The sequence below is a fragment of the Pseudonocardia sp. Ae331_Ps2 genome, assembly GCF_001932405.1.
Taxonomy (GTDB): Bacteria; Actinomycetota; Actinomycetes; order Mycobacteriales; family Pseudonocardiaceae; genus Pseudonocardia.
The window spans coordinates 2,081,464-2,103,676 of the sequence record NZ_MCIM01000001.1 but is presented as its reverse complement, the minus strand read 5'-3'; the positions used below and the strand labels follow the sequence as shown (position 1 = coordinate 2,103,676).

The following is a 22,213-nucleotide window of genomic DNA, read 5'->3' as shown; positions in this document are numbered from 1 at the left end:
CCTAGACTGGCCCGTCGTGTCCTCGTCGTCCCCGTCCTCCACCGCCCGACAGGTGACCCGGCCCCCGGCCGGATCCGCCCCGGACCCGGACGAGCTGCAGCGAGCACAGGAGAACGCCGTGGTCGCACTGCTCGACGTCCCGGCCGTCGCCGACGAGCTGGCCGCCCGGTTCGCCGCCCGCGGGCACCTGCTCTACCTCGTCGGCGGCAGCGTCCGCGACGCGGTGCTGCGCGGCACCGGCGCGTCGACCCGGGACTCCGGCGACCTCGACTTCACCACCGACGCCCGCCCCGAGCAGATCCTCGCGATCGTCCGCGGCTGGGCCGAGGCGGTCTGGGACACCGGGATCGCGTTCGGGACCGTCGGACTGCGTCGCGACGGGCAGACCCTCGAGGTGACGACCTTCCGCGCCGACACCTACGACGGCACCTCCCGCAACCCCGAGGTCCGCTTCGGCGACACCGTCGAGGGCGACCTCGTGCGCCGCGACTTCACGGTCAACGCCATGGCGGTCGAGCTGACCGGGCCGCAGCGCCGCTTCGTCGACCCGCACGGCGGGTTCGCCGCGCTCGCCCAGGGGGTCCTGGACACCCCGGACACCCCGGAGCGCTCCTTCTCCGACGACCCGCTGCGGATGCTGCGCGCCGCCCGGTTCGTCTCCCAGCTCGGCTTCTCCCCCGCCGCGCGGGTCACCACCGCGATGACGGCGATGGCCGACGAGCTGACCCGGATCACCGCCGAGCGGGTGCAGGCCGAGTTCACCAAGCTGATGCTCGGCGAGCACCCCCGGCGGGGTCTGGAGCTGCTCTGCGACACCGGTCTGGCCCGGCACGTCGTCCCCGAGGTCCCGGCGATGCAGCTGGAGACCGACGAGCACATGCAGCACAAGGACGTCTACACCCACTCGCTCGTCGTGATGGAGCAGGCGATCGAGCGCGAGACCGACGGGCCGGACCTCACGCTGCGCCTGGCCGCGCTGCTGCACGACATCGGCAAGCCGGCGACCCGGCGCAAGGAGCCGGACGGGCGGGTCTCGTTCCACCACCACGAGGTGGTGGGGGCGAAGATGGCCCGCAAGCGACTGCGGGCGCTCAGGTACCCGAAGGCCCTGGTCGACGACGTGTGTCAGCTCGTCTACCTGCACCTGCGGTTCCACGGCTACGGCAAGGGCGAGTGGACCGACTCGGCCGTGCGCCGCTACGTCGCCGACGCCGGGCCGCTGCTGGAGCGGCTGCACCAGCTGGTCCGCTCGGACTGCACGACGCGGAACCGGCGCCGGGCCGCGGCCCTGCAGCGCAACTACGACGGCCTGGAGAACCGGATCGCCGAGCTGCGCAAGCAGGAGGAGCTCGACGCGATCCGCCCCGACCTGGACGGCAACCGGATCATGGAGCTGCTGGGCATCCCGCCGGGGCCGGCGGTCGGGAAGGCCTACCGGCACATGCTGGCGCGGCGGATGGAGCAGGGCCCGATGGACGCCGAGCAGGCCGAGGCCGCGCTGCGGGCCTGGGCGGCCGAGAACCTCTGACCCGGACGTACGTCCTGTACGGACGTACACATCGGTGGACGTACGTCCTACACGAACGTATGAACTATCATGTCTGGAGTACGACGCTACGGCGAACGGGTGGCAGAACCGCGTCCGCGTCTTAGGTGCGAACATGGACCTGTGCGGGAACACCGCGCCACGCGAGGCGCCGCTCTTCCCCCGGTCACGCCGGGGAGTCTGCTCGTCGCCGCCCCCGGTCTGGGCGACCCGAACTTCTCCCGGACGGTCGTCTACATGATCGAGCACCGTCCGCAGGGCAGCCTCGGGGTCGTGCTCAACCGGCCGGGCCAGGCCGCCGTGCGGGACGTGCTCCCGCGCTGGGCCGGGCTCACCAGCGACCCCGGGACCATGTTCGTCGGCGGGCCGGTGGAGGCCCGCACCGCGCTCTGCCTGGCCGCCCTTCGGACCGGGGAGACCGGCAGCGGGATCGGCGGGCTGATGCCGGTCCGGCCGCCGGTGCAGCTGGTCGACCTCGACTCCGACCCGGCCCCGCTCGCGCGGCGGCTGCGCGGCCTGCGGATCTTCGCCGGCTACTCCGGCTGGGACGCGGGTCAGTTGGGTGGCGAGATCGCCCGGGGTGACTGGTACGTCGTCCCCGGCCTGCCCGACGACCTGCTGACCACCGTCTACGACCAGCTGTGGGAACGGGTGCTGCGCCGTCAGGGCGTCCCGCTGGCGCTGCTCGCCACGTTCCCGCGGGATCCGGCCTGGAACTGACGCGGCCGACCGCGTCGCGGTGCACGTGGCGCCGTTCGAGCGGATCACCCTCGACGGGGAGACGGTTCGCCCGCAGCCCGGCGGGTTCTACGGGGGCCGGGTCACCGACGAGCTCGTCGGCCCGTTCACCGGCGGGCCGGGTTTCCGCGGCCGGTGGGCCCGGTCAGGCCTCGTGGGACAGGCCGGTGCGGGCCCCGGGCTCGGAGCCCGGCTCGGTGCCGGTCGCGTCGCGGCAGCCGGCCACCAGGTCGCAGCCGGCGCAGACCCCGCCGCAGCTCGGGGCCGCGGCCTGCGCGGCGATCGCCGCGGCGGCGGCCCGCGCCCCGACCGCGCCACCGAGTCCGGCGAGCACGACCGTCCCGACCAGCGCGATCGCGCCGAGCACCCACGGGGCGGCGCCGGGGCGGTCCAGGGCCAGCAGCACCGTCCCGCCGACCAGGGCGATCACCCCGGCGGCCCCGACCGGCGGCGCGGCCACCCGGTTGGCGACCGCGAACGCGTCGGCGGTCCGCAGGCTGTCCGCGGTGCGGACACCGACGAAGCGGTTGCGCGGCAGCCGGCCGGTCGCTCCCAGCACGGCGAGGACGACGAGGACCACCCCGGCCAGCAGGAGCAGGGCGGCGAGGAGCAGGCGGAGCGTCGTGGGCACGTGACCAGGGTAGAACCCGGAGGAACGGGGGCGCCCGCCCCGGCTACCCTGGTCACATGTGCACGGCCCGCCGACTTCCCGGCGCGGCGTCGTAGCCACAACACGGCGCCGCGACGGCCCCTCCTGCGTGATGCGCACGAGGGGCCGCGACGTGTTCCGGGCCCCGAGTCGGGCCGTCACGACAGGCATCCCCGAGGTGAGACGGACATGAGCACCGAGACCACGACCGCGTCCGAGCAGTGTGCGGACCGACCGGCGTACCGCTACGACGCCGAGATGGCCGCCCGCATCGAGCGGAAGTGGCAGGACTTCTGGGAGACCGAGCAGACCTTCCACGCCCCCGACCCGGGGCAGCCCGGCTCGGAGAAGCCGAAGGTCTACCTGATGGACATGTTCCCCTACCCCTCCGGGGCGGGGTTGCACGTCGGGCACCCGCTGGGCTTCATCGGCACCGACGTGCTGGGCCGCTACCTGCGGATGAACGGCCACAACGTGCTGCACCCGATGGGCTTCGACGCCTTCGGGCTGCCCGCCGAGCAGTACGCCGTGCAGACCGGGACGCACCCGCGGACGACGACCGAGACCAACATCGCCCGCTACCGGCAGCAGCTGCGCCAGCTGGGCCTGGGCCACGACCCGCGCCGCTCGGTGTCCACCACCGACGTCGAGTTCTACCGCTGGACCCAGTGGATCTTCCGCGAGATCTTCGAGTCCTGGTACGACACCGACGCCGACCGCGCCCGCCCGATCTCCGAGCTGCGTGCCGAGTTCGAGGCCGGTACCCGCCCGACCCCGGACGGCCGTCCGTGGGCCGAGCTGTCCGAGGGCGAGCGGCGCGCGGCGATCGACGGCCACCGGCTGGCCTACATCTCCGAGGCCCCGGTCAACTGGTGCCCCGGCCTGGGCACCGTGCTGGCGAACGAGGAGGTCACCCCCGACGGCCGCTCCGAGCGTGGCAACTTCCCCGTCTTCCGCCGCAACCTGAAGCAGTGGATGATGCGGATCACCGCCTACGCCGACCGGCTGGCCGACGACCTCGACCGGGTCGACTGGCCGGAGTCGGTCAAGGCGATGCAGCGCAACTGGATCGGCCGCTCCGAGGGGGCCCGCGTCCGGTTCCCCGTGGTCGGTTCCGACGACGCCGTCGAGGTCTTCACGACCCGCCCGGACACCCTGTTCGGCGCCACCTACATGGTGCTGGCGCCCGAGCACCCGCTGGTGTCCTCGCTGGTCCCGGCGCAGTGGCCGGACGGCACCGATCCCCGCTGGACCGGTGGCGCCGCGACGCCCGCCGAGGCCGTCGCCGCGTACCGCGCCGAGGCCGCGCGCAAGTCGGAGCTGGACCGGCAGGAGAACAAGGACAAGACCGGTGTGTTCACCGGCGCGTACGCCACCAACCCGGTGAACGGCGCGGCCGTCCCGGTGTTCGTCGCCGACTACGTGCTGATGGGCTACGGCACCGGCGCGATCATGGCGGTGCCCGCCGAGGACACCCGCGACTGGGACTTCGCCGCCGCGTTCGGGCTGCCGCACGTGCGCACGGTGGCGCCGCCGTCGGATTGGGACGGTGGCGCCTACACCGGCGACGGCCCGACCATCAACTCCGCGAACGACGAGATCAGCCTGAACGGGCTGGGCGTCGACGAGGCCAAGCGCACGATCATCGACTGGCTGGCCGCGAAGGGGGCGGGCGAGGGCGTCGTGCAGTACAAGCTGCGCGACTGGCTGTTCTCCCGGCAGCGCTACTGGGGCGAGCCGTTCCCGGTCGTCTGGGACGAGCACGGTCCGATCGCGCTGCCCGAGGACCAGCTGCCCGTCGTCCTGCCCGACGTCGACGACTACTCGCCCAAGACCTATGCCCCGGACGACGCGAACTCCGAGCCGGAGCCGCCGCTGTCCCGGGCGCACGAGTGGGTGGCCGTCGAGCTGGACCTGGGCGACGGCCCGAAGCAGTACCGCCGCGAGACGAACACGATGCCGCAGTGGGCCGGGTCGTGCTGGTACTACCTGCGCTACCTGGACCCGGAGAACACCGAGCGGTTCGTCTCCGCCGAGGCCGAGAAGTACTGGATCGGCAAGGACACGGCGCGGTCGGTCGCCGACCCGGGCGGCGTCGACCTGTACGTCGGCGGGGTCGAGCACGCCGTGCTGCACCTGCTGTACTCGCGGTTCTGGCACAAGGTCCTGTTCGACCTGGGCCACGTGAGCAGCGAGGAGCCGTTCCGGAAGCTGTTCAACCAGGGCTACATCCAGGCCTGGGCCTACACCGACGCCCGCGGCACCTACGTGCCGGCCGAGGAGGTCGTCGAGGTCGTGGGGGCGGACGGCACCGCCGGTTTCACGTGGAACGGGCAGCCCGTCACCCGGGAGTACGGGAAGATGGGCAAGTCGCTGAAGAACGTCGTGACGCCCGACGACATGTGCGACCGCTACGGCGCGGACACCTTCCGGCTGTACGAGATGTACACCGGTCCGATGGACGCCTCCCGCCCGTGGTCGACGCGCGACGTCGTCGGCCCGCAGCGGTTCCTGCAGCGGGTGTGGCGCAACCTGGTCGACGAGACGACCGGTGAGGTCACCGTCGTCGACACGGCGCCGTCGGAGGAGATCCTGCGGTCCGTGCACAAGGCGATCGCCGGCGTCCGCGCCGACTACCCCGCGCTGCACTACAACACCGCCGCCGCGAAGCTGATCGAGCTGAACAACGCCCTGACCAAGCGGGGCACGCCGGTCGAGCGCGAGGTCGCGGAGGCGCTGGTGCTGATGCTGGCACCGCTGGCCCCGCACATCGCCGAGGAGCTGTGGCAGAAGCTGGGCCACGACGACACGCTGGCCTACGCGCCGTTCCCGGTCGCCGACGAGCGCTACCTGGTCGCGGACACCGTCGAGTACCCGATCCAGGTCAACGGCAAGGTCCGTTCCCGGGTCGTCGTCGCCGCCGACGCCGGCCAGGACGACATCCGGGCGGCCGCGCTGGCCGACGAGAAGGTCGTCGCCGCGCTGGACGGGGCCGAGCCGAAGAAGGTCATCGTCGTCCCGGGGCGCCTGGTCAACGTCGTCCGGTAGGGAACGCGGGCGACCTCCTGCCCGTTGAGGCGGGCAGGAGGTCCGTCATGAGCACAGTCCTGACCCTGATCGTGGTGCTGGCCGTCGTCGCGGCCGTCGTCTGGCTGGTGCGGCGGCACAACGCGGACTCCGCCGCCGCCCTGGCCGACGCCCAGGCCGAGTCCCGGCGCTGGGTGGAACGGCTCGGCGGCCAGGTCCTGGCCCTGACCGGGACCGACGAGGCGAGCCGTCAGGCGCTCGCCGACGCGGCCGAGCGCTACACCGCGGCCGGCTCGCAGATGGAGCAGGCGCGGACCCCCGCCCAGTGCCGGCAGGTCACCGAGACCGCCTACGAGGGCCTCTACTACGTCCGTGCAGCACGCACAGCGATGGGCATGGACCCCGGACCCGAGCTGCCGCCGTTGCCCGGCCAGTCCCGCGCCGGTGAGGTCACCGAGGACCGCGAGGTCGAGGTGGAGGGACGCAGCCTGGGCGCGTCGCCGCGACCGACCGACCGCAACAGCCACTACTACCCCGGCGGGACCGTCGCCGGGCGCCCGGTGCCGCGCGGCTGGTACTCCGAGCCCTGGTGGAAGCCCGCACTCGTCGCCGGGGCCTGGGGCGTCGGCTCGGCGCTGCTGTTCACCTCGCTGTTCAGCGGGATGGCCGGCGCCGACCAGGCCGCCTACGCCGACGGGTTCGCCGACGGCGCCGCCCTCGACGACCCGGGCTTCGACGGCGGGGTCGACGAAGCCGACCCGGGCTCCGACGGTGGCTTCGACGGCGGGGGCCTGTTCGACAACGACTCCGACTTCGGCGGGGACTTCTTCTGACCCGCGTGATGCCGGCCGCTGCTGCGGACGGTCAGGCCCGGGACCCGCGCCGGACCGGCTTCTCCGGCCGCCGGGTCGCCCCGTTCTCCGGTGCCGGGGGCGTGGACAGGGCAGGCTCGGCGAGCCAGGCCTCCACGGCGTCGAGGACGAACGCGGCGTCGTCGAGAGCGGCGCGCGCCTCGGCGGCGGGGGCGGTCGCGTCGGAGTGGTCGGCCAGCGCCCGCCGGTTGTAGAGCGACCGCAGCAGCCGACCGGCGCGCGGGTCCAGCGACCGTTCCCGCACGACCCGGCGCACGAACGCGCTGACCACCTCGGAGTGCTCGGCGCGGGTCTCCCCCAGCACCAGCAGCGCGATCTCGGCGGCCCGGAACGCGGCGTGGAACGCGCGGGAGACCGCGGCGTCGCCGAAGCCGTTCTCCGCCAGCACCCGGGCCCCGCCCAGCTCGACCCGGGCCCGGGCGAGCCCGCCGTGCACCCGCCGGGTCACCGGACCCGCACCGCCTCGGCGCGGGCCCGCACGACCGTCGGGTCGGCGGCACGGACGAGCTCGCCCTGCCCGACCGGCAGCACGCTGATCGTCAGCCCGGTCCGCCGGGTGTGCTGCCACAGCACGTCGTCCATCGCGCGGACCTCCTCCCAGGGCAGGATCGGGACCCCGTCGTCGTCGAGCACCACGAGCAGGTCGATCGCGGACTCGACCGAGCCCTCCCCGCTGGCCCAGGACCCGAACAGCAGCACCTGGCGCAGCCGGGGGCCGTAGGGCAGGGCCAGGTCGTCGGCGACGGCGGCGGGCACGTCGTCGTTGGACGGGTCCGGATCGGGGTGGCGGGCCTTGATCCGCTCGCCGTCCTCGGCACCGATCAGGCCGGCTGCGACCAGCCAGTCCGCCGCCCGGCGCCGGGCACGGGCGTCGCGGAAGCGGTACCACTGGTCACGGACCTCGGGGAACTCGAACAGCGTGTTCTTGAACCGGCGGAACGAGCCCCGGCCGTCGATCGCGCGGTCCAGCAGCGCCGCGGCCCGGCGGTGCTGCACGCCCGCGGTGAAGTCGGACATGTCCCGATAGGACTCCCGGCTGGTCACCGGCCGGATCTCCACCCAGTCCGGATCGGGCCGGGTGCCGCCGGACACGCCGTGCACCTCGGCGTCGGCCGGGTCGAGGTACCAGGTGACCTCCGGCGTGCGGTCCTCGAGCGCGTCCGCGAGCGCGGACAGATCGAGGCGGGCGGGGTCGAGCACGGGGGCGACTCTATGCCCGGTCCGGGGCGCGTGGCAGCCGTCGCGGGGCCTCGGTCCTCGCGTCGGTCCTCGTCGTCAGTCCTTGTCGTCAGTCCTTGTCGTCCTCGTCGTCGTCCTCGTCGTCGTCGTCATCGGAGCCGAAGAAGAACTGTGCGACGAGGACCGCGGCCCAGATCCCCATCGGCACCATCGGCCAGAAGAACGGGGGTCCTTCCCCGTCGGAGACCGACGAGATCGCGGTCACCACCCAGATGCCGGTCAGGATGACCGCGGTGCCGGCCCACGACCGCCACTCGGTGAGGTGCTCACGCCTCGCCTCGGCCTTCTCCACCTCCGCGGTCTCGGCGCGCACCGACGGCAGGGCCGTGCGCTCCACCGCGGGCAGGTCGGCGACCAGCCGGTCGAGATCCGCGCGGACGGTCGCCGCGTAGGCCTGCTGCAACCGCTCGTCGTACTCGGTCAGGGACAGCCGGCCTTCGTCGTGCGCCAGCGTCAGCCGTTCCGCGACCTCATTCCGTTCGGCGTCCGACACCCGCAGCACGGACCGCTCGTCGTCCCTGGACTCCCCCATGCCCGTCGAGCGTAGTGACCGAGCCGGTCACCGGGGTCGGTCGTTCGGAGGATCCCCGACCCCGGGACCCGGCCGGACGGGTGGCGACGGCGACGCCGACCAGGCAGAGGAGGCCGCCGGCGAGCGCGGCCGGTGCGGGCACCTCCCCGAGCAGCGCCCAGGACAGTCCGACCACCAGCGGCGGGATCGCGTACGTGGTCGCGGCCAGCTTGCCCGCTGTGGTGCGGGTGAGGGCGTACCCCCAGGTCAGGAACGCGACGCCGGTCGGGAACACCCCCAGGTAGACGACGCCGGCGACGGCCGTCGCCGGTGCGGTGGCGAGCTCGGCGACCAGCGACGGCAGGAACGGCAGCAGCGCGACGGCACCGGCGACCGCGCCGGTCCAGGTCATCGTCAGGGCGTCCACCCGGGGCAGCAGCCGCTTCTGCGCGACGGCCGCACCCGCGTAGACCAGCGCGGCGAGCAGCCCCAGCAGCACCCCGGACAGGTCGACGCCCCCGGCGGAGGAGGCGGCCGCGATCAGCACCACCCCGGCGAACGCGACGCCCATCCCGGCCAGCAGCCGCGCGGGGAAGCCCTCCCCGAGCAGCAGCCCGGCCAGGACGGCGACGACCACCGGCGCCACGTTCACCAGCAGCGCGGTGGTGCCGGCGTCGAGGTGCCGCTCGGCCGCGTTCAGCGCGAGGTTGTAGACGCCGAACCAGGCCGCACCCCAGATTGCCACCGCGGCCAGCAGGCGTCCGCGGGGCAGCGGTGGGCCGGAGGTGCGTCTCCGGGCGCGGACGACGCTCAGGATCGCGGTCAGGGTCAGGGCCCCGAGCAGCATCCGCCCCAGGGCCAGCGCACCCGGGGACAGGTCGTGACCGACGGCGCGGATGGCCACGAACGCCGACGCCCACAGCACGACGGTGGTGGCCGCGGCGGCGAGCGGCAGCAGGCGGGACCGGGTCGCGGGGCTCACAGGGTGGGCCGGCGGGTGTCGTAGCCGGTGCGGACGGGCAACCGTCGCGGTCGGTCCCGGAACGACCGGTACAGCGCGGCGAGGACGGCGGGCGTGGTGAGGGCGAGCAGCCCCAGGTGCGCGGTGGTCATGAGGACATCGTCGGACCGCCCACGGTTCAGCACCAGCGACATGTTCTGTTCTTGGATTCAGTTCTGCTGTACGGTCGGGTGGTGCTCGACACCCATCGCCTGATGATCTTCCGGTCGGTCGTGGCCGGTGGGTCGGTGCAGTCCGCCGCCGCCAACCTGGGGTACACGCCGTCGGCGGTGAGCCAGCACGTCACCGCGCTCGCCCGCGAGACCGGTCTGGTGCTGTTCGAGCGGGTGGGCCGCGGGCTGCGGCCGACCGCGGCCGGGCTGCTGCTGGCCGAACAGGCCGACGCGGTGCTGGCCCGGCTCGGGGAGGCCCAGGTGCTCGTCGAGGACCTGCGCACCGGGCGCACCGGGTCGCTGTCCGTGGCCTACTTCGCCTCCGTCGGGTCCGCCTGGATGCCGCGGGTCGTGCGCAGGCTGACCGGTGGCTTCCCGGGCGTCCGACTCGACCTGGCCCTGCGCGAGTGGCTGCCCGACGACCCGGCCGACCGCTCGGACCTGCAGATCGCCGTCGAGCGACCGGATTACGAGGCCTGGCCCGGGTTCTCGGTACACCACCTGCTCGACGACCCCTACGTCGTGGTGCTGCCCGACGATCACCCGCTGGCCGGGGCGGAGCAGGTCGACCTGGCAGACCTGGCCGGGCAGCGATGGGTGGACAACGACTTCGCCCGCGGGTGGTGCCGGCGCAACCTGGTCGAGGCCTGCGCCGCCGCCGGGTTCCGCCCGCCGTTCCACGTCGAGGCCCACGACTACCGCACGGCGCTGGCCTTCGTCGCCGCCGGCATCGGAGTCACCGTGCTCCCCCGGCTCGGGGCCGTCGACCTGCCGGCCGGGACCTGCGCGGTGCCGGTCGTGCGCCCCACGCCGGTGCGGACGATCCTCGCGGTGGTCCGGGACGCCGCCGCTGCCGCGCCACCGCTGCTGGCGGCGCTCGACGAGCTGCGCGCGCAGTCCGCCCTCAGCCCTGCGGGCGCACCATGATCTCGGTGAGGTGGGCGTCGCGGGTCGCGGTCAGCGCGGCCAGGATCGCGGCGCCGACCGACTCGGGGCGCAGGAACTTCGAGCCGTCGTACCCGCCGTCCGCCGTCCCGGCTGCGGCCGCCTCCTGGGCCACGACCCGCTCCTGCATCGCGGTGTCCACCCGGCCCGGGTGCACGGAGGTGACCCGGATGCCGTTGCCGGCCTCCTCGGCGCGCAGCGCCTCGCCGAAGGCGCGCAGCGCGAACTTGCTGGCCGCGTAGGAACCCCAGCCCGGGCGGGCGGTGAGCCCGGCGCCGGAGTTGACGAGCACGACGTCGGCCCCGGTGTCCGTCCCGGCCGCGCGCAGCGCGGGCAGCAGCAGCCGGGTCGTCTCGGCGACCGCGACGACGTTGACGTCGAACTGGTGGCGCCAGGTCTGCGCGGTGGTCTCCTGGACGGTGCCCAGCTCCCCGACCCCGGCCGAGTGGACCAGCGCGTCGAGCCGGTCGATGCCGTCGAGGGCGGTGGCCAGCGCGTCGTCGTCGGTGAGCTCGACGGCCATGGTGCGGACCGCGACCGGGCCCGCCTCGGTCAGCTCATCGGCGAGGGCCTCCAGCCGCTTCTCGTCCCGGCCGCCGAGGACCAGGTCGTAGCGCGGCGCGAGCAGCCGGGCGGTGGCGGCGCCGATGCCCTGGGAGGCACCGGTGATCAGGGCGAGCGGGCGGCGGGGAGCGGTCACCCGGTGAACCTACGACGACCGGCCCCGTCCTGCGCGCGGACGGGGCCGGTCGTACCGGGGAGCGGGTGCGTTCAGAGCTGAGCTTCGTTCCGCACGCTTCTCTCAGACGCTGAGCTTCGTTCCGCACGCTTCTCTCAGACCCGGCGGGCCGAGTTGAACGGCATCCGGTCGACGTCGGAGATCTTCACCGGCTGACCGCTCGTGGAGGCGTGCACGATCTGGCCGCCGCCGATGTAGATGCCGACGTGGCTGACCGGGCTGTAGAAGAAGACCAGGTCACCGGGCTTGAGGTTCGACTTCGACACCGGGGTGCCCACCTGGGCCTGGGCACGGCTCGTGCGGGGCAGGTCCTTGCCCGCCTTGGCGAAGGCGTAGCGGACCAGGCCGGAGCAGTCGAACGCGCTCGGGCCGGTGGCGCCCCAGCGGTAGGGCTTGCCGAGCTGGGCCAGCGCGGTCGACATCGCGCCGCTGCGTGCGGCGGCGGCCTGCGCGGCCGGGGCCGCGGCCTGCGCCGCGGAGGAGACCGAGAGCGCGGCCGGGTTCGCGCCGCGCGTCGGCAGCACGTTCGCGGCCGGGGCGACGGCACGGGTCACGGTCTCCGCGGTGGGTGCCGCGGAAGCGGTGGTGCCCGTGGGTGCCGCGGTGGCGGTGGGGAGCACGGACAGAACTGCGGCCGCGGCGGCAGTGGTGGCCACGACGGCGACGCGGAGCGCCGGAGCGGAATGACGCTGGGGCACGGTGGGGTCCTCGGGATGTTGCACCACCGGAGGAGCGGTCGGGGCGGGACCCGTGGACGCCGGTACGAAGGGGGAGTTCCGGTGGGGAGACCGGACAGCGCTCACGACCCGCCCGCGTCGTCGCCCGGCGGTGACCCTGCACCCCTCACCCCGGATGGGCGGTGGTCGCGCAAGGCCGGACCGCACATTACGAACAGATATCGCTCGATTAAATGACGCAGAACACATTCATTGCATGACTGCGATCACGACGAATAACGAGAACATTCCGGATCGGTAATTTCAGATTCCGGAACGTCTCCGGTACGGGAACGGCCCGGGGATGACCTGCGCGGTCGTCCCCGGGCCGTTGTACCGAGAAACCGATCAGTTGTCGATCTCGCCCCGGATGAACGCCTCGACCTTGTCGCGTGCCTCGGAGTCGCGGTACTGCTCCGGCGGCGACTTCATGAAGTAGCTCGACGCCGACAGGATCGGTCCGCCGATGCCGCGGTCCTTGGCGATCTTGGCCGCCCGCACCGCGTCGATGATGATGCCCGCGGAGTTCGGGGAGTCCCAGACCTCGAGCTTGTACTCCAGGTTCAGCGGGACGTCACCGAACGCGCGGCCCTCGAGCCGGACGTAGGCCCACTTGCGGTCGTCCAGCCAGGACACGTAGTCCGACGGGCCGATGTGCACGTTGCCCTTGCCCATGTCCCGGTCCACCTGCGAGGTGACGGCCTGGGTCTTGGAGACCTTCTTGGACTCCAGCCGCTCGAGCTCCTTCATGTTCAGGAAGTCCATGTTCCCGCCCACGTTGAGCTGCATCGTGCGGTCCAGCTGCACGCCGCGGTCCTCGAACAGCTTCGCCAGCACCCGGTGGGTGATGGTCGCCCCGACCTGGGACTTGATGTCGTCGCCGACGATCGGGACGCCGGCCGCGCGGAACTTCTCCGCCCACTCCGGGTCCGAGGCGATGAACACCGGCAGCGCGTTGACGAAGGCGACACCCGCGTCCAGCGCGGCCTGTGCGTAGAACCGGTCGGCGTCCTCGCTGCCCACCGGCAGGTAGGACACCAGCACGTCGGCCTCGGTGTCGCGCAGCACCGCCGCGACGTCGACGGGCTCGCCGTCGGCCTCGGTGATGGTCTCCCGGTAGAAGCGGCCGAGACCGTCGAGGGTCGGCCCGCGCTGCACGGTCACCCCGAGCGGCGGCACGTCCGCGATCTTGACCGTGTTGTTCTCACTGGCCGAGATCGCGTCGGCGAGATCCTGACCGACCTTCTTCGCGTCGACGTCGAACGCGGCCACGAAGGTCACGTCCCGGACGTGGTACCCGCCGAAGTCGACGTGCATCAGGCCGGGGACCTGGGTCGACGGATCGGCGTCCGCGTAGTAGTGAACCCCCTGGACCAGCGATGCCGCGCAGTTGCCCACGCCGACGACCGCCACCCGAACCTGGCTCATGTCAGGCTCCTCCTGTTGTCTCGTCCTGTCGTACCCCGCCGGTCGCGGGCCGGGATGGCCCGCCGCCGGGGAAGGTCCTCTCGTCACGGCCGTCCGTGGCATCCTGCTCGGCCCGTTCGGTCGCGATCAGCTCGTTCAGCCAGCACACCTCGCGCTCGGAGCACTCCAGCCCGAGCCGGTGCAGCTCGCGGGTGTAGCGGTCGACGCCCTCGCAGGGTCTGCCGAGCGCGGTGCGCAGGCCGTCCCGGCGTTCCTCGACGGCCCGTCTGCGGCCCTCCAGGATCCGGATCCTGGTCTCCGCCGGTGTCCGCGCGAAGAACGCCAGGTGCACGTCGAAGCTTCCGTCCTCCCAGGCCTGGGGGCCGGCCTCGGCGAGCATGGCAGCGAACCGGTCCCGGCCCGCCGGGGTGATGCGGTAGACCCGCCTGCCCCGTCGCAGCCGTCCCGGAGTGCGTCCGTACTGATCACCCGCCTCGTCGGTGGTCTCCGCGATCGACCCGGCCCGGAGCAGCCGGCGCAGGGCCGGGTACAACGAGCCGTAGGAGAACGCGCGGAAGCCGCCGAGCCGGCGACCGAGCTGCTTGCGCAGCTCGTACCCGTGCAGCGGACCGTCCTGGAGCAGGCCGAGGACCGCGAAGTCCAGCATCGCGACCTCCTCCGTGCGGACCGCCGACCGGTCACCCTATCGGTCCGATACATCGATCCGCCCGTGTGATGATCGTGATCACAGGCGACCGCGGACCGGACGAGTCCCCCGACCAGGTACGGAACGGTCGTGCCCGCAGGGCCCCGTGCGGGACGGCGATGGGTCCGCGGGTCCGTCCCGCGTACCCTGGACGGGTGCTCAGCCCGCGACAGGTGGTGGACTACGCCCTGCAGCGCCGTGCTCTGCTGGCCGACGTCCGGGCCGGTCGGGTCGGCCGTGAGGAGGTGTGTGATGCGGGTGCCTACCTGCTCCGCGCCGCGCGCTTCCACGGCGCCCCCGCCGACCGGGCCTGTCCGGTCTGCCGGCACGACGAGCTCGCCCAGGTCTCCTGGGTGTTCGGCGAGAGTCTGCGTCACGTCTCCGGCTCGGCCCGCTCCGCGGCGGACCTCGAGCAGCTCGCGGCGCAGGTGCCCGACTTCTCGGTGCACGTCGTCGAGGTGTGCACCGAGTGCCGCTGGAACCACCTGGTCCGCTCGTTCGTCCTCGGCACCGGCCGCCCCCGCCGTGGCCGGCGGAGTGCGGGTGGCTGAGTCCGATGGCGCCCTGCCCGACGAGCACGACCACCCGGACCGCGTGCACCGCGCCGGTCCGACGCCGGATCCCCTCGGCCCCGGGCACCCCCGGCCCGGGTTGCTGCGGATCCGGTCCACCGCATCCCACGGAGCCGCCCGGTGAACGACGAGCGTGACCCCCGGCGCACCCCGCCGCCGCCCCCGCCCCCCGGTCCCCCGCGGTCCCGCCCCCCGATGCCCCCGCCGCCACCCCGGCCGGGCGCGGGCGCCCGTCCCCCGATGCCCCCGCCGCCCCCCGGCCGTCCGCCGGTGGGTGGCCGTCCCGCGCCCGCGGGACCGCCGCCGCGCCCGGTCCCCCAGCCCCCTCCGCCGCTGCTGACCCATGACGACTCGGGGGTCGGCCACTTCGACCCGGTCGTCCGGCCGGCCCAGGCCGGCCCGCGCACGGCCGCCCCGCAGCGCACCGGCCGTCCGCCGGCCGGTGCGGCGGCGGCCGCGGCGGCACCGGCCACGGCCCCCCGTCGTGGGGCCGGGGGCGGCCGGCCGCCCGGCCCGCCCGGTCGTTCCGACGGTCGCGGTCCCGGCGACGGCGGCGACGGGAAGAAGAAGCCCGGCCGTCGTCGCCGGCTCCGGCGCTGGCTGATCGGGCTCGCCGCGGTCGCGGTGATCGGCCCGCTGGTCGCCTTCGCGATCGGCTGGCTGGTCTTCCCGGTCCCCGCCGCCGACGACATCGCCGTCACCCAGGTCGCGACCTTCACCTACGCCGACGGCGCCCCGCTGGCCACCGTGCGGCCGGACAACGTCAACCGGACCAGCGTCGACCTGTCCCAGGTGCCGGTGCCGGTCCAGCAGGCCGTGCTGTCCGCCGAGGACCGCACGTTCTTCTCCAACCCCGGTTTCGACATCACCGGCATCGCGCGGGCGGTGATCAACCAGCTCTCCGGCGGGATCGGCGGCGGCTCGACGATCACCCAGCAGTACATCAAGGTGACCACCGGCAACGACCAGTACTCGCTGTTCCGCAAGTTCCGCGAGGTCGTGCTGGCCGCGAAGATGTCCAAGGAGATGACCAAGGAGCAGATCCTCGGCAACTACCTGAACGCGATCTACCTGGGTCGCGGCGCCTACGGCATCCAGGCCGCCAGCCAGGCGTACTTCGGGAAGAACGTCCAGGACCTGAACGCCTCCGAGGGTGCGATGATCGCCGGGCTGATCCAGTCGCCGTCGCGCTGGGACCCGGCGAAGAACCTCGAGATGTCCCAGCAGCGGTGGAACTTCGTGCTCGACGGCATGGTCGCCCAGGGCTGGATGAGCCCGGCCGACCGGGCGCAGCAGAGGTTCCCGCAGTGGCGCGAGGCCTCCGCGGCCGAGGGCGGGGGCATCCCCGGTGACGACAAGGGCCACATCTACAACGCGGCCCGCGCCGAGCTGGAGAAGCTCGGGATCTCCGAGACCGAGATCAACACCCAGGGCCTGACGGTCACCACGACGATCGACCCGAAGGCCCAGGAGGACGCGGCGAAGGCCGTCCAGAAGGTGATGGAGGGCCAGCCCGCCAACCTGCGGTCCTCGCTGGTGTCGGTGAACCCGAAGACCGGCGCGGTCATCGCCTACTTCGGCGGGGAGAACGGCGTCGGTCTCGACTACGCCTCGGTGCTCAAGCAGCCCGGCTCGTCGTTCAAGCCGTTCGTGCTCGCGGCGGCGCTGCAGGCGAACCCGCCGGTCGGCCTCGGCACGATCTACGACGGCTCCTCCCCCCAGGAGCTCGCCGGCACCACGGTCACCAACTCCGAGGGCGTGAGCTGCGGCCAGTGCTCGGTGAAGGAGGCCATGACCAAGTCGATCAACACGGTCTTCTATCGGATGGGCCTCGACGTCGGCCCGCAGCGCGTGGCCGACGCCGCGCACCAGGCGGGCATCCCCGCCGACCTGCTGCCGAACCCCACCGGCGGCATCTCGCTGGGTGACCGCGAGGTCCACCCCGAGGACATGGCCGCGGCCTACGCCACGTTCGCGGCCGACGGCATGCGGCGCGACCCGTTCCTGGTCGCGAAGGTCACCGCCAGCGACGGCCGGGTCATCTACGACCGCGGCAGCACCGACAACGGTCAGCAGGTCATGCCGGCCGAGGTCGCCCGCAACGTCACCGAGTCCATGACCGACGTCGCGAGCTCGTCGCGGATCGGGCTGGACGGGCGTCCGGTCGCCGCGAAGACCGGCACCGTGCAGAGCAGCGTCGAGGGTCAGAACAACGACGCCTGGACCGTCGGCTACACCCCGTCGGTGTCCACCGCGGTGTGGGTCGGCACCGACGACAACTCCCCGATCAAGAACTCCGCGGGACGTCCGGTCTACGGGCGGATGCTGCCCGGCTCGATCTGGCAGTCGTTCATGACCGACGTGCTGCGGGGGACCCCGGTGGAGCAGTTCTCCGACTTCGAGCCGATCGGTCAGGCCCCGGCGCGTGCCGTCTCGAACGACTCGGGGCAGGGCGACGCGCAGCAGACCACCACCACCCAGGAGCCCGGCGACGGCCGTGACAACGGCGACAACGGCGACCGGGGTGACCGCGCGGACCGGGGTGACTCCTCGGGCGACGGCTCGGGCGACGCGTCCGGCGACGGCAACAGCGGCGACGGCGGCAACGGCGACGGGGGCGATGGGGGCGGCGGCGACGGTCAGCCGGGCTCCGACGCGGGCCGGGACCGTCCGGGCCGCGGGGGCGACAACTGACCGCAGGCGCCCGGCCCGGAGCCGCACCGCCCGCCCCCCGCGAGGCGCCGGGGGCGGGCGTCCGGGACCGGGACATCCCGACCTGGACCGAGCCGTTGGCGCGCGCCGCCAGTCGGGTCGTCGGCGGCCCGATGGGCCGGCACGCACTCGTCGGACGGTCCCGGTGGTGGACGCCGCTGCGGGTGGTGCTGCTGTTCGCCGTCGTCGTGCTGGTGCTGGGCTGGCTGGGCAAGGCGGCCTGCCTGCAGGAGTACCGCACCCCGGACGGTGCGCTCGCGCTGGACTGGCGCAACGACCGCCAGTACGTCGCGATGTGCTACTCCGACACCGTCCCGCTCTACGGGCTGGAGGGTCTCGCCGACGACGCCGTGCCCTACCGCGACGCCTGGTTCGAGACCGCCGCCGACGGCTCCCGCACCGCCCGGTACATGGAGTACCCGGTCGTCACCGGGATGTTCCAGTACCTCAACGCGCAGCTGACCGACGGCTGGCAGTGGCTGGCGGAGCGGCTGCCGCTGCCGTCCGCGCTCGACGTCGTCGTCTACTTCGACGTCACCGCGATCTGGCTGGCCATGGCCTGGCTGGTGGTCGTGTGGGCGGTGCTGATGCTCCGCCCGGAACGCCCGTGGGACGCCGCGCTGGTCGCGCTGTCGCCGCTGGTGGTGGTGCACGCGTTCACCAACTTCGACACGCTCACCGTCGCGCTCGCGACCGGCGCGCTGCTCGCGCTGCGCCGGGACCGGCCGGTCTGGGCCGGGGTGCTGCTCGGGATCGGCGGCGCGGCGAAGCTCTACCCGCTGCTGCTCCTGCTGCCGGTGCTGCTCGTCGGCTGGCGACGCCGCGACGACGGCGGTCTCCCGCGTGCCGCCTGGACGATCGGGGCGGCGGTCCTCGCCTGGGTGGCGGTGAACCTCCCGGTCGCGCTGGCCTGGCCCCGCGGCTGGGCCGAGTTCTTCCTGCTCAACCGCACGCGCCCGGCCGACCCGGACTCGGTCTGGTACTCGCTGTACTGGTTCACCGGCTGGTCCGGCTTCGACGGCCCGCTCGGTGACGGGCAGTCCCCCACCGTGCTCAACACCGTCACCGCGGTGCTCATGGCGCTGGCGTTCGTCGCGATCGCCGCTCTGGCGCTGCGCGCTCCGCGGCCGCCCGCGGTCGCCGAGCTGGCCTTCCTGACGGTCGCGGCGTTCCTGCTCCTGAACAAGGTGTGGAGCCCGCAGTACTCGCTCTGGCTGGTCCCGCTCGCGGTGCTCGCCCTGCCGCGCTGGCGGCTGCTGCTGGCGTGGATGACCGTCGACGCGCTGGTGTGGGTGCCGCGGATGTACCAGTACCTCGGCGTCGCGAACAAGGGGCTGCCCCCCGAGCCCTTCCTGGTGACGGTGCTGGTCCGCGACGCCGTGGTCGTCGCCCTGTGCGTGCTCGTCGTCCGGCAGATCCTGCGGCCCGGCACCGACCCGGGCCGGGACCCGGAGCCGGTGTGGCCGGTCGGCCCACGTTCCTCCCGGGCTGCAGCGCCCCCAGTGCCCGCCGCCGCGTCCGCCGGGGCCGTGCCCGCACGGAGCGGGCGGCGCCGGAGCGGGGACGGCGGCGGACCCGGCGCCACCGGTCCGGACGGCGCGACCCGGTCCACCGGCTCCGGCCGGGCAACTCGCGCGGCCGCACCCCAGCCGTGGCCGTCCCGGGCGGCCCGCCCCCGGCGCGATCCCGTGGACTGACCCGCGGCTCCGTCCGGCCGGCTGCGCGGCCGGGCGGGCGGTTCGGCACCGGGCCGCGTGCGGCACTGGGCCCGGCATCGTGCGCGACGTCCTCGATCGGTCGCGGCCGCGTGCGGACCACCAGCGACGCAGCCGCAGCGGCCACCGACCGGCGAGAGCGCCGATGGCCCGGCACGGCGCGGGGTGGCGCCGCACGGGGTGTGACGTGTGCGGCGGCGACGGGGACCGGTGCGGCGCCCGGCCGGGTGCGACCATCGGGACATGGCCGACGACGTGGTGGTCCCGGAACCGGTGCAGCAGCGGCTGCGGGAGCGTGTCGAGGCAGCGCTGACGACGCTCCCCCCGGCCGAGCGCCGGGCCGCGTCGGAGGCGGACCGGGCGGGGAAGCGGGCCGCCGCCGTCACCCTGACGCTGCTGCCGGTCCCCGGTGCCACCGGCGACGGCCGCCTCGCCGACGAGGTCGCGTTCGTCCTGACCCGGCGCGCCCGGTCGCTGCGGGCGCACTCCGGGCAGTGGGCCCTACCGGGCGGGCGGCTCGACCCGGGTGAGACCGCCGAGGAGGCGGGGCGCCGCGAGGTGTCCGAGGAGATCGGACTCGAGCTCGGTCCGGACCGCGTGCTCGGCCTGCTCGACGACTACCCGACCCGATCCGGCTACGTCATCACCCCGGTCGTGCTGTGGGCCGGCGGTGCGGGCGAGCCGACGCCGAACCCGGACGAGGTGGCCGAGCTGTACCGCCCGCCGCTGGCCGAGATCGACCACGAGCCGCGGTTCCTCACGATCCCCGAGTCCGACGCCCCGGCGATCCAGGTGCCGCTGTTCGGCCGCTTCGTCCACGCCCCCACCGGCGCGGTGCTCCACCAGTTCCGCGAGGTCGTCCTGCACGGGCGCCCCACCCGGGTCGCACACCTGGAGCAGCCGGTCTTCGCCTGGCGCTGAGGCGCCCCGGGGCTCACGCCGGCTCGCGGGTACCGCCCGAGCCCGCCTCAGGTGTGCTCCCGCAGGAACGCGATGTCGCGGGCCTGCCCCTCGGCCGGGGTCTCCACCACGACCGGCGCCCCCGCCGCCGCGACGACGGCGGCCAGCTCGTCCGGCGGGATCGTGCCGTCGTCGATGTTGGCGTGCCGGTCGCGGGCCGAGTCGAACGCGTCGCGCGAGTTGTTCAGGTGGATCAGGTCGATCCGCCCGGTGATCCCCCGGACCCGGTCGACGATCCCGGCCAGCTCCTCGCCGCCGGCGAAGGCGTGGCAGGTGTCCAGGCAGAATCCGACGCCGAACTCGCCCACGGCGTCCCACAGCCGGCCCAGCGCGTCGAACCGGCGGGCCATCGCGTTGTCCCCGCCCGCGGTGTTCTCGATCAGGACGGGCACGTCGAAGCCGTGCTCACCGGCCTGGCGCTCGACGAACTTGCGCCAGTTGTCGACGCCGACCGCCGGGTCGTCGTCCTTCGTGACGTGGCCGCCGTGCACGACCAGCCCGAACGCGCCGACCTCGGCGGCCCCGGCCAGGTGGTGCTGGACGATCGTGCGGCTGGGGATGCGGATCCGGTTGTTCGTGGACGCGACGTTCGCGGTGTAGGGCGCGTGCACCACCACCGCGACGTCCGAGGCGGCCAGCTCCGCGGCCCGCGGGTGCGGCGGCGGCTTCTTCCAGCCCTGCGGGTCGGACAGGAAGAGCTGGATCACCTCGGCCCCGACCTCGGCGGCCGCGGCCAGGGGGTCCTCGGCGTCGCGGACGTGTGCTCCGATCTGCATGCGGGCACGGTAGCGAGGACCCCCGACGGTCCTCGGCCGCCGGTGGGGTCCGCCGCGGCGCTCCCCCGCGGGAGGCCGCGGACCGGGCACCCGTACGGCGACCGGCGCCCCCGCGGGCACGACCCGGACCCGCCACGGCGATCCCCGTACCCGCAGGTCGGGGCCGGACCGGCCGTTGCTAGCCTGTACCGGCATCCCCGCAGGTCCCGTGCATTCCGCCGGAAACTGTCGGGGTGCACTGAGAACCTCCTGTCACGGCCGTCCGGGCCGTGACCGTTTCGAGTCCATAGGAGGTGAGTGGTTCTCATGCGTCACTACGAGGTCATGGTCATCCTCGACGGCGGCCTGGACGAGCGCACTGTGCAGCCGTCCCTGGAGCAGTTCCTCACCGTCGTGAAGAACGACGGCGGATCGGTCGAGAAGATCGAGGTCTGGGGCAAGCGCCGCCTGGCCTACGAGATCAAGAAGCAGGGCGAGGCCATCTACGCGGTCCTCGACATCACCGCGGAGCCCGCCACCGTCGCCGAGCTGGACCGCCAGCTGGGTCTGAACGAGTCCGTGCTGCGCACCAAGGTCCTGCGCAAGGACGTCACCCGCACGCCGGCGCCCGCCGCCGGCTGATTGGAGCCGTCATGGCCGGCGAGACCGTCATCACCGTCGTGGGCAACCTGACGGCGGATCCCGAGCTGCGGTTCACCCCGTCCGGCGCCGCGGTCGCCAACTTCACCGTGGCGTCCACCCCGCGCACCTTCGACCGCCAGTCCGGAGAGTGGAAGGACGGCGAGGCGCTCTTCCTGCGCTGCAACATCTGGCGCCAGGCGGCGGAGAACGTCGCCGAGTCCCTGACCCGCGGCGCGCGCGTCGTGGTCCAGGGTCGTCTGCGCCAGCGGTCGTTCGAGACCAAGGAAGGCGAGAAGCGGACCGTCGTGGAGATGGAGGTCGACGAGGTCGGCCCGTCCCTGCGCTACGCGACCGCCAAGGTCAACAAGGTCAACCGGGGCGGAGGCTCCGGTGGCTTCGGTGGCGGCGGCGGTGGCTACGACGGCGGTGGCGCCCGACAGGGTGGCGGTTCCGGCGGCGGAGGCAACTCCGGCGGCGGCTATGACGACCCCTGGGGTTCGGCCCCGCCCGCGGGCAGTGGCGCCGCGTCCGACGACGAGCCCCCCTTCTGATCCACGTACCTCTCCGCCCGTGACGGGCGGAGGACGAT

The 22,213-nt window shown here is 73.8% G+C and carries 23 protein-coding genes; 12 read left to right on the top strand and 11 right to left on the bottom strand.

What is annotated here, in order from left to right:
• Positions 1 to 52 precede the first annotated feature (52 nt).
• Together Ae331Ps2_RS10050 and Ae331Ps2_RS10045 are read left to right on the top strand one after the other, a co-directional pair.
• The gene (locus Ae331Ps2_RS10050) at positions 53 to 1,528 is read left to right on the top strand and encodes a CCA tRNA nucleotidyltransferase (RefSeq protein ID WP_075309307.1); all 1,476 of its coding nucleotides are present in this window, start codon (positions 53 to 55) and stop codon (positions 1,526 to 1,528) included.
• Positions 1,529 to 1,669: 141 nt separating this feature from the next.
• Positions 1,670 to 2,266 carry a YqgE/AlgH family protein gene (locus Ae331Ps2_RS10045; RefSeq protein WP_020621932.1) on the top strand — a complete coding sequence of 199 codons (597 nt, stop codon included), beginning with the start codon at positions 1,670 to 1,672 and terminating at the stop codon, positions 2,264 to 2,266.
• 163 nt (positions 2,267 to 2,429) lie between these two features.
• Here Ae331Ps2_RS10045 and Ae331Ps2_RS31110 read toward each other — a convergent pair whose 3' ends face one another.
• Positions 2,430 to 2,915 carry an SdpI family protein gene (locus tag Ae331Ps2_RS31110; RefSeq protein ID WP_020621930.1) on the bottom strand — a complete coding sequence of 162 codons (486 nt, stop codon included), beginning with the start codon at positions 2,913 to 2,915 and terminating at the stop codon, positions 2,430 to 2,432.
• A gap of 207 nt (positions 2,916 to 3,122) precedes the next feature.
• Between Ae331Ps2_RS31110 and leuS the strand changes: the two genes are divergently transcribed.
• The gene (gene leuS / locus Ae331Ps2_RS10035) at positions 3,123 to 5,981 is read left to right on the top strand and encodes a leucine--tRNA ligase (RefSeq protein ID WP_075309309.1); all 2,859 of its coding nucleotides are present in this window, start codon (positions 3,123 to 3,125) and stop codon (positions 5,979 to 5,981) included.
• Between the two features lie 47 nt (positions 5,982 to 6,028).
• Complete coding sequence (locus tag Ae331Ps2_RS10030; protein WP_075309311.1) at positions 6,029 to 6,793, top strand: hypothetical protein; 765 nt, start codon at positions 6,029 to 6,031, stop codon at positions 6,791 to 6,793.
• A gap of 31 nt (positions 6,794 to 6,824) precedes the next feature.
• On the opposite strand, the gene Ae331Ps2_RS10025 is transcribed toward Ae331Ps2_RS10030, so the two are convergent.
• The 5 genes from Ae331Ps2_RS10025 to Ae331Ps2_RS33835 form a co-directional block, all read right to left on the bottom strand.
• Positions 6,825 to 7,280 (bottom strand): HEPN domain-containing protein, encoded by a 456-nt coding sequence (locus tag Ae331Ps2_RS10025; RefSeq protein ID WP_075309313.1) that lies wholly within the window; start codon positions 7,278 to 7,280, stop codon positions 6,825 to 6,827.
• Positions 7,277 to 8,032 (bottom strand): UPF0158 family protein, encoded by a 756-nt coding sequence (locus Ae331Ps2_RS10020; RefSeq protein WP_075309315.1) that lies wholly within the window; start codon positions 8,030 to 8,032, stop codon positions 7,277 to 7,279. Before Ae331Ps2_RS10020 ends, Ae331Ps2_RS10025 begins: the two co-directional genes overlap by 4 nt.
• 88 nt (positions 8,033 to 8,120) lie before the next feature.
• Positions 8,121 to 8,603 carry a DUF1707 domain-containing protein gene (locus tag Ae331Ps2_RS10015; RefSeq protein WP_075309317.1) on the bottom strand — a complete coding sequence of 161 codons (483 nt, stop codon included), beginning with the start codon at positions 8,601 to 8,603 and terminating at the stop codon, positions 8,121 to 8,123.
• Entirely contained in the window at positions 8,542 to 9,564 is a 1,023-nt protein-coding gene (locus Ae331Ps2_RS10010; protein ID WP_083695419.1) for a DMT family transporter, read from the bottom strand. The genes Ae331Ps2_RS10015 and Ae331Ps2_RS10010 overlap by 62 nt, the downstream gene beginning before the upstream one ends.
• On the bottom strand, positions 9,561 to 9,695 hold the full coding sequence (locus tag Ae331Ps2_RS33835; protein ID WP_255407963.1) for a hypothetical protein: 135 nt from the start codon (positions 9,693 to 9,695) through the stop codon (positions 9,561 to 9,563). The genes Ae331Ps2_RS10010 and Ae331Ps2_RS33835 overlap by 4 nt, the downstream gene beginning before the upstream one ends.
• Before the next feature lie 81 nt (positions 9,696 to 9,776).
• Between Ae331Ps2_RS33835 and Ae331Ps2_RS10005 the strand changes: the two genes are divergently transcribed.
• Entirely contained in the window at positions 9,777 to 10,682 is a 906-nt protein-coding gene (locus Ae331Ps2_RS10005) for a LysR family transcriptional regulator (protein WP_075312602.1), read from the top strand.
• Here Ae331Ps2_RS10005 and Ae331Ps2_RS10000 read toward each other — a convergent pair.
• The 4 genes from Ae331Ps2_RS10000 to Ae331Ps2_RS09985 form a co-directional block, all read right to left on the bottom strand.
• A complete protein-coding gene (locus Ae331Ps2_RS10000) occupies positions 10,660 to 11,400 on the bottom strand; it encodes an SDR family oxidoreductase (protein ID WP_075309319.1) in 741 nt (246 codons plus the stop codon). The genes Ae331Ps2_RS10005 and Ae331Ps2_RS10000 overlap by 23 nt on opposite strands.
• A 134-nt stretch (positions 11,401 to 11,534) precedes the next feature.
• A complete protein-coding gene (locus tag Ae331Ps2_RS34200; RefSeq protein ID WP_020621922.1) occupies positions 11,535 to 12,137 on the bottom strand; it encodes a C40 family peptidase in 603 nt (200 codons plus the stop codon).
• 366 nt (positions 12,138 to 12,503) lie between these two features.
• Positions 12,504 to 13,583 (bottom strand): inositol-3-phosphate synthase, encoded by a 1,080-nt coding sequence (locus Ae331Ps2_RS09990; protein WP_043276188.1) that lies wholly within the window; start codon positions 13,581 to 13,583, stop codon positions 12,504 to 12,506.
• Between the two features lies 1 nt (position 13,584).
• On the bottom strand, positions 13,585 to 14,229 hold the full coding sequence (locus tag Ae331Ps2_RS09985; RefSeq protein ID WP_060714214.1) for a PadR family transcriptional regulator: 645 nt from the start codon (positions 14,227 to 14,229) through the stop codon (positions 13,585 to 13,587).
• Between the two features lie 194 nt (positions 14,230 to 14,423).
• Between Ae331Ps2_RS09985 and Ae331Ps2_RS09980 the strand changes: the two genes are divergently transcribed.
• The 5 genes from Ae331Ps2_RS09980 to Ae331Ps2_RS09965 all read left to right on the top strand — a co-directional run bounded on the left by Ae331Ps2_RS09980 (position 14,424) and on the right by Ae331Ps2_RS09965 (position 20,188).
• A complete protein-coding gene (locus Ae331Ps2_RS09980; RefSeq protein ID WP_075312604.1) occupies positions 14,424 to 14,819 on the top strand; it encodes a DUF5318 family protein in 396 nt (131 codons plus the stop codon).
• Positions 14,812 to 14,964, top strand: a complete 153-nt coding sequence (locus tag Ae331Ps2_RS31895) for a hypothetical protein (protein WP_158071549.1) — start codon at positions 14,812 to 14,814, stop codon at positions 14,962 to 14,964. The genes Ae331Ps2_RS09980 and Ae331Ps2_RS31895 overlap by 8 nt, the downstream gene beginning before the upstream one ends.
• A gap of 116 nt (positions 14,965 to 15,080) precedes the next feature.
• Positions 15,081 to 17,534 carry a transglycosylase domain-containing protein gene (locus tag Ae331Ps2_RS09975; protein ID WP_084786219.1) on the top strand — a complete coding sequence of 818 codons (2,454 nt, stop codon included), beginning with the start codon at positions 15,081 to 15,083 and terminating at the stop codon, positions 17,532 to 17,534.
• 131 nt (positions 17,535 to 17,665) lie between these two features.
• On the top strand, positions 17,666 to 19,249 hold the full coding sequence (locus tag Ae331Ps2_RS09970) for a glycosyltransferase family 87 protein (protein WP_075309321.1): 1,584 nt from the start codon (positions 17,666 to 17,668) through the stop codon (positions 19,247 to 19,249).
• A gap of 261 nt (positions 19,250 to 19,510) precedes the next feature.
• Positions 19,511 to 20,188, top strand: coding sequence for a CoA pyrophosphatase (locus tag Ae331Ps2_RS09965; RefSeq protein WP_083695416.1), 678 nt, complete (start codon positions 19,511 to 19,513; stop codon positions 20,186 to 20,188).
• Between the two features lie 47 nt (positions 20,189 to 20,235).
• Here the strand turns inward: Ae331Ps2_RS09965 and Ae331Ps2_RS09960 are convergent, their stop codons facing one another.
• On the bottom strand, positions 20,236 to 21,003 hold the full coding sequence (locus Ae331Ps2_RS09960; protein WP_075309323.1) for a deoxyribonuclease IV: 768 nt from the start codon (positions 21,001 to 21,003) through the stop codon (positions 20,236 to 20,238).
• Positions 21,004 to 21,309: 306 nt separating this feature from the next.
• Between Ae331Ps2_RS09960 and rpsF the strand changes: the two genes are divergently transcribed.
• Together rpsF and Ae331Ps2_RS09950 are read left to right on the top strand one after the other, a co-directional pair.
• On the top strand, positions 21,310 to 21,624 hold the full coding sequence (gene rpsF / locus Ae331Ps2_RS09955) for a 30S ribosomal protein S6 (protein ID WP_043277749.1): 315 nt from the start codon (positions 21,310 to 21,312) through the stop codon (positions 21,622 to 21,624).
• A gap of 11 nt (positions 21,625 to 21,635) precedes the next feature.
• Entirely contained in the window at positions 21,636 to 22,175 is a 540-nt protein-coding gene (locus tag Ae331Ps2_RS09950) for a single-stranded DNA-binding protein (RefSeq protein ID WP_020623470.1), read from the top strand.
• The last annotated feature ends 38 nt before the right edge of the window (positions 22,176 to 22,213 follow it).

Bases quoted from the DNA above. Each gene is read 5' to 3' on its own strand.
- Ae331Ps2_RS10015 (WP_075309317.1), bottom strand. From the start codon at position 8,603: ATGGGGGAGTCCAGGGACGACGAGCGGTCCGTGCTGCGGGTGTCGGAC.
- Ae331Ps2_RS09965 (WP_083695416.1), top strand. From the start codon at position 19,511: ATGGCCGACGACGTGGTGGTCCCGGAACCGGTGCAGCAGCGGCTGCGG.
- Ae331Ps2_RS09950 (WP_020623470.1), top strand. From the start codon at position 21,636: ATGGCCGGCGAGACCGTCATCACCGTCGTGGGCAACCTGACGGCGGAT.
- Ae331Ps2_RS09990 (WP_043276188.1), bottom strand. From the start codon at position 13,583: ATGAGCCAGGTTCGGGTGGCGGTCGTCGGCGTGGGCAACTGCGCGGCA.
- Ae331Ps2_RS33835 (WP_255407963.1), bottom strand. From the start codon at position 9,695: ATGACCACCGCGCACCTGGGGCTGCTCGCCCTCACCACGCCCGCCGTC.
- rpsF (WP_043277749.1), top strand. From the start codon at position 21,310: ATGCGTCACTACGAGGTCATGGTCATCCTCGACGGCGGCCTGGACGAG.
- Ae331Ps2_RS09975 (WP_084786219.1), top strand. From the start codon at position 15,081: ATGCCCCCGCCGCCCCCCGGCCGTCCGCCGGTGGGTGGCCGTCCCGCG.
- Ae331Ps2_RS09985 (WP_060714214.1), bottom strand. From the start codon at position 14,229: ATGCTGGACTTCGCGGTCCTCGGCCTGCTCCAGGACGGTCCGCTGCAC.
- leuS (WP_075309309.1), top strand. From the start codon at position 3,123: ATGAGCACCGAGACCACGACCGCGTCCGAGCAGTGTGCGGACCGACCG.
- Ae331Ps2_RS09960 (WP_075309323.1), bottom strand. From the start codon at position 21,003: ATGCAGATCGGAGCACACGTCCGCGACGCCGAGGACCCCCTGGCCGCG.
- Ae331Ps2_RS09970 (WP_075309321.1), top strand. From the start codon at position 17,666: ATGGGCCGGCACGCACTCGTCGGACGGTCCCGGTGGTGGACGCCGCTG.
- Ae331Ps2_RS10030 (WP_075309311.1), top strand. From the start codon at position 6,029: ATGAGCACAGTCCTGACCCTGATCGTGGTGCTGGCCGTCGTCGCGGCC.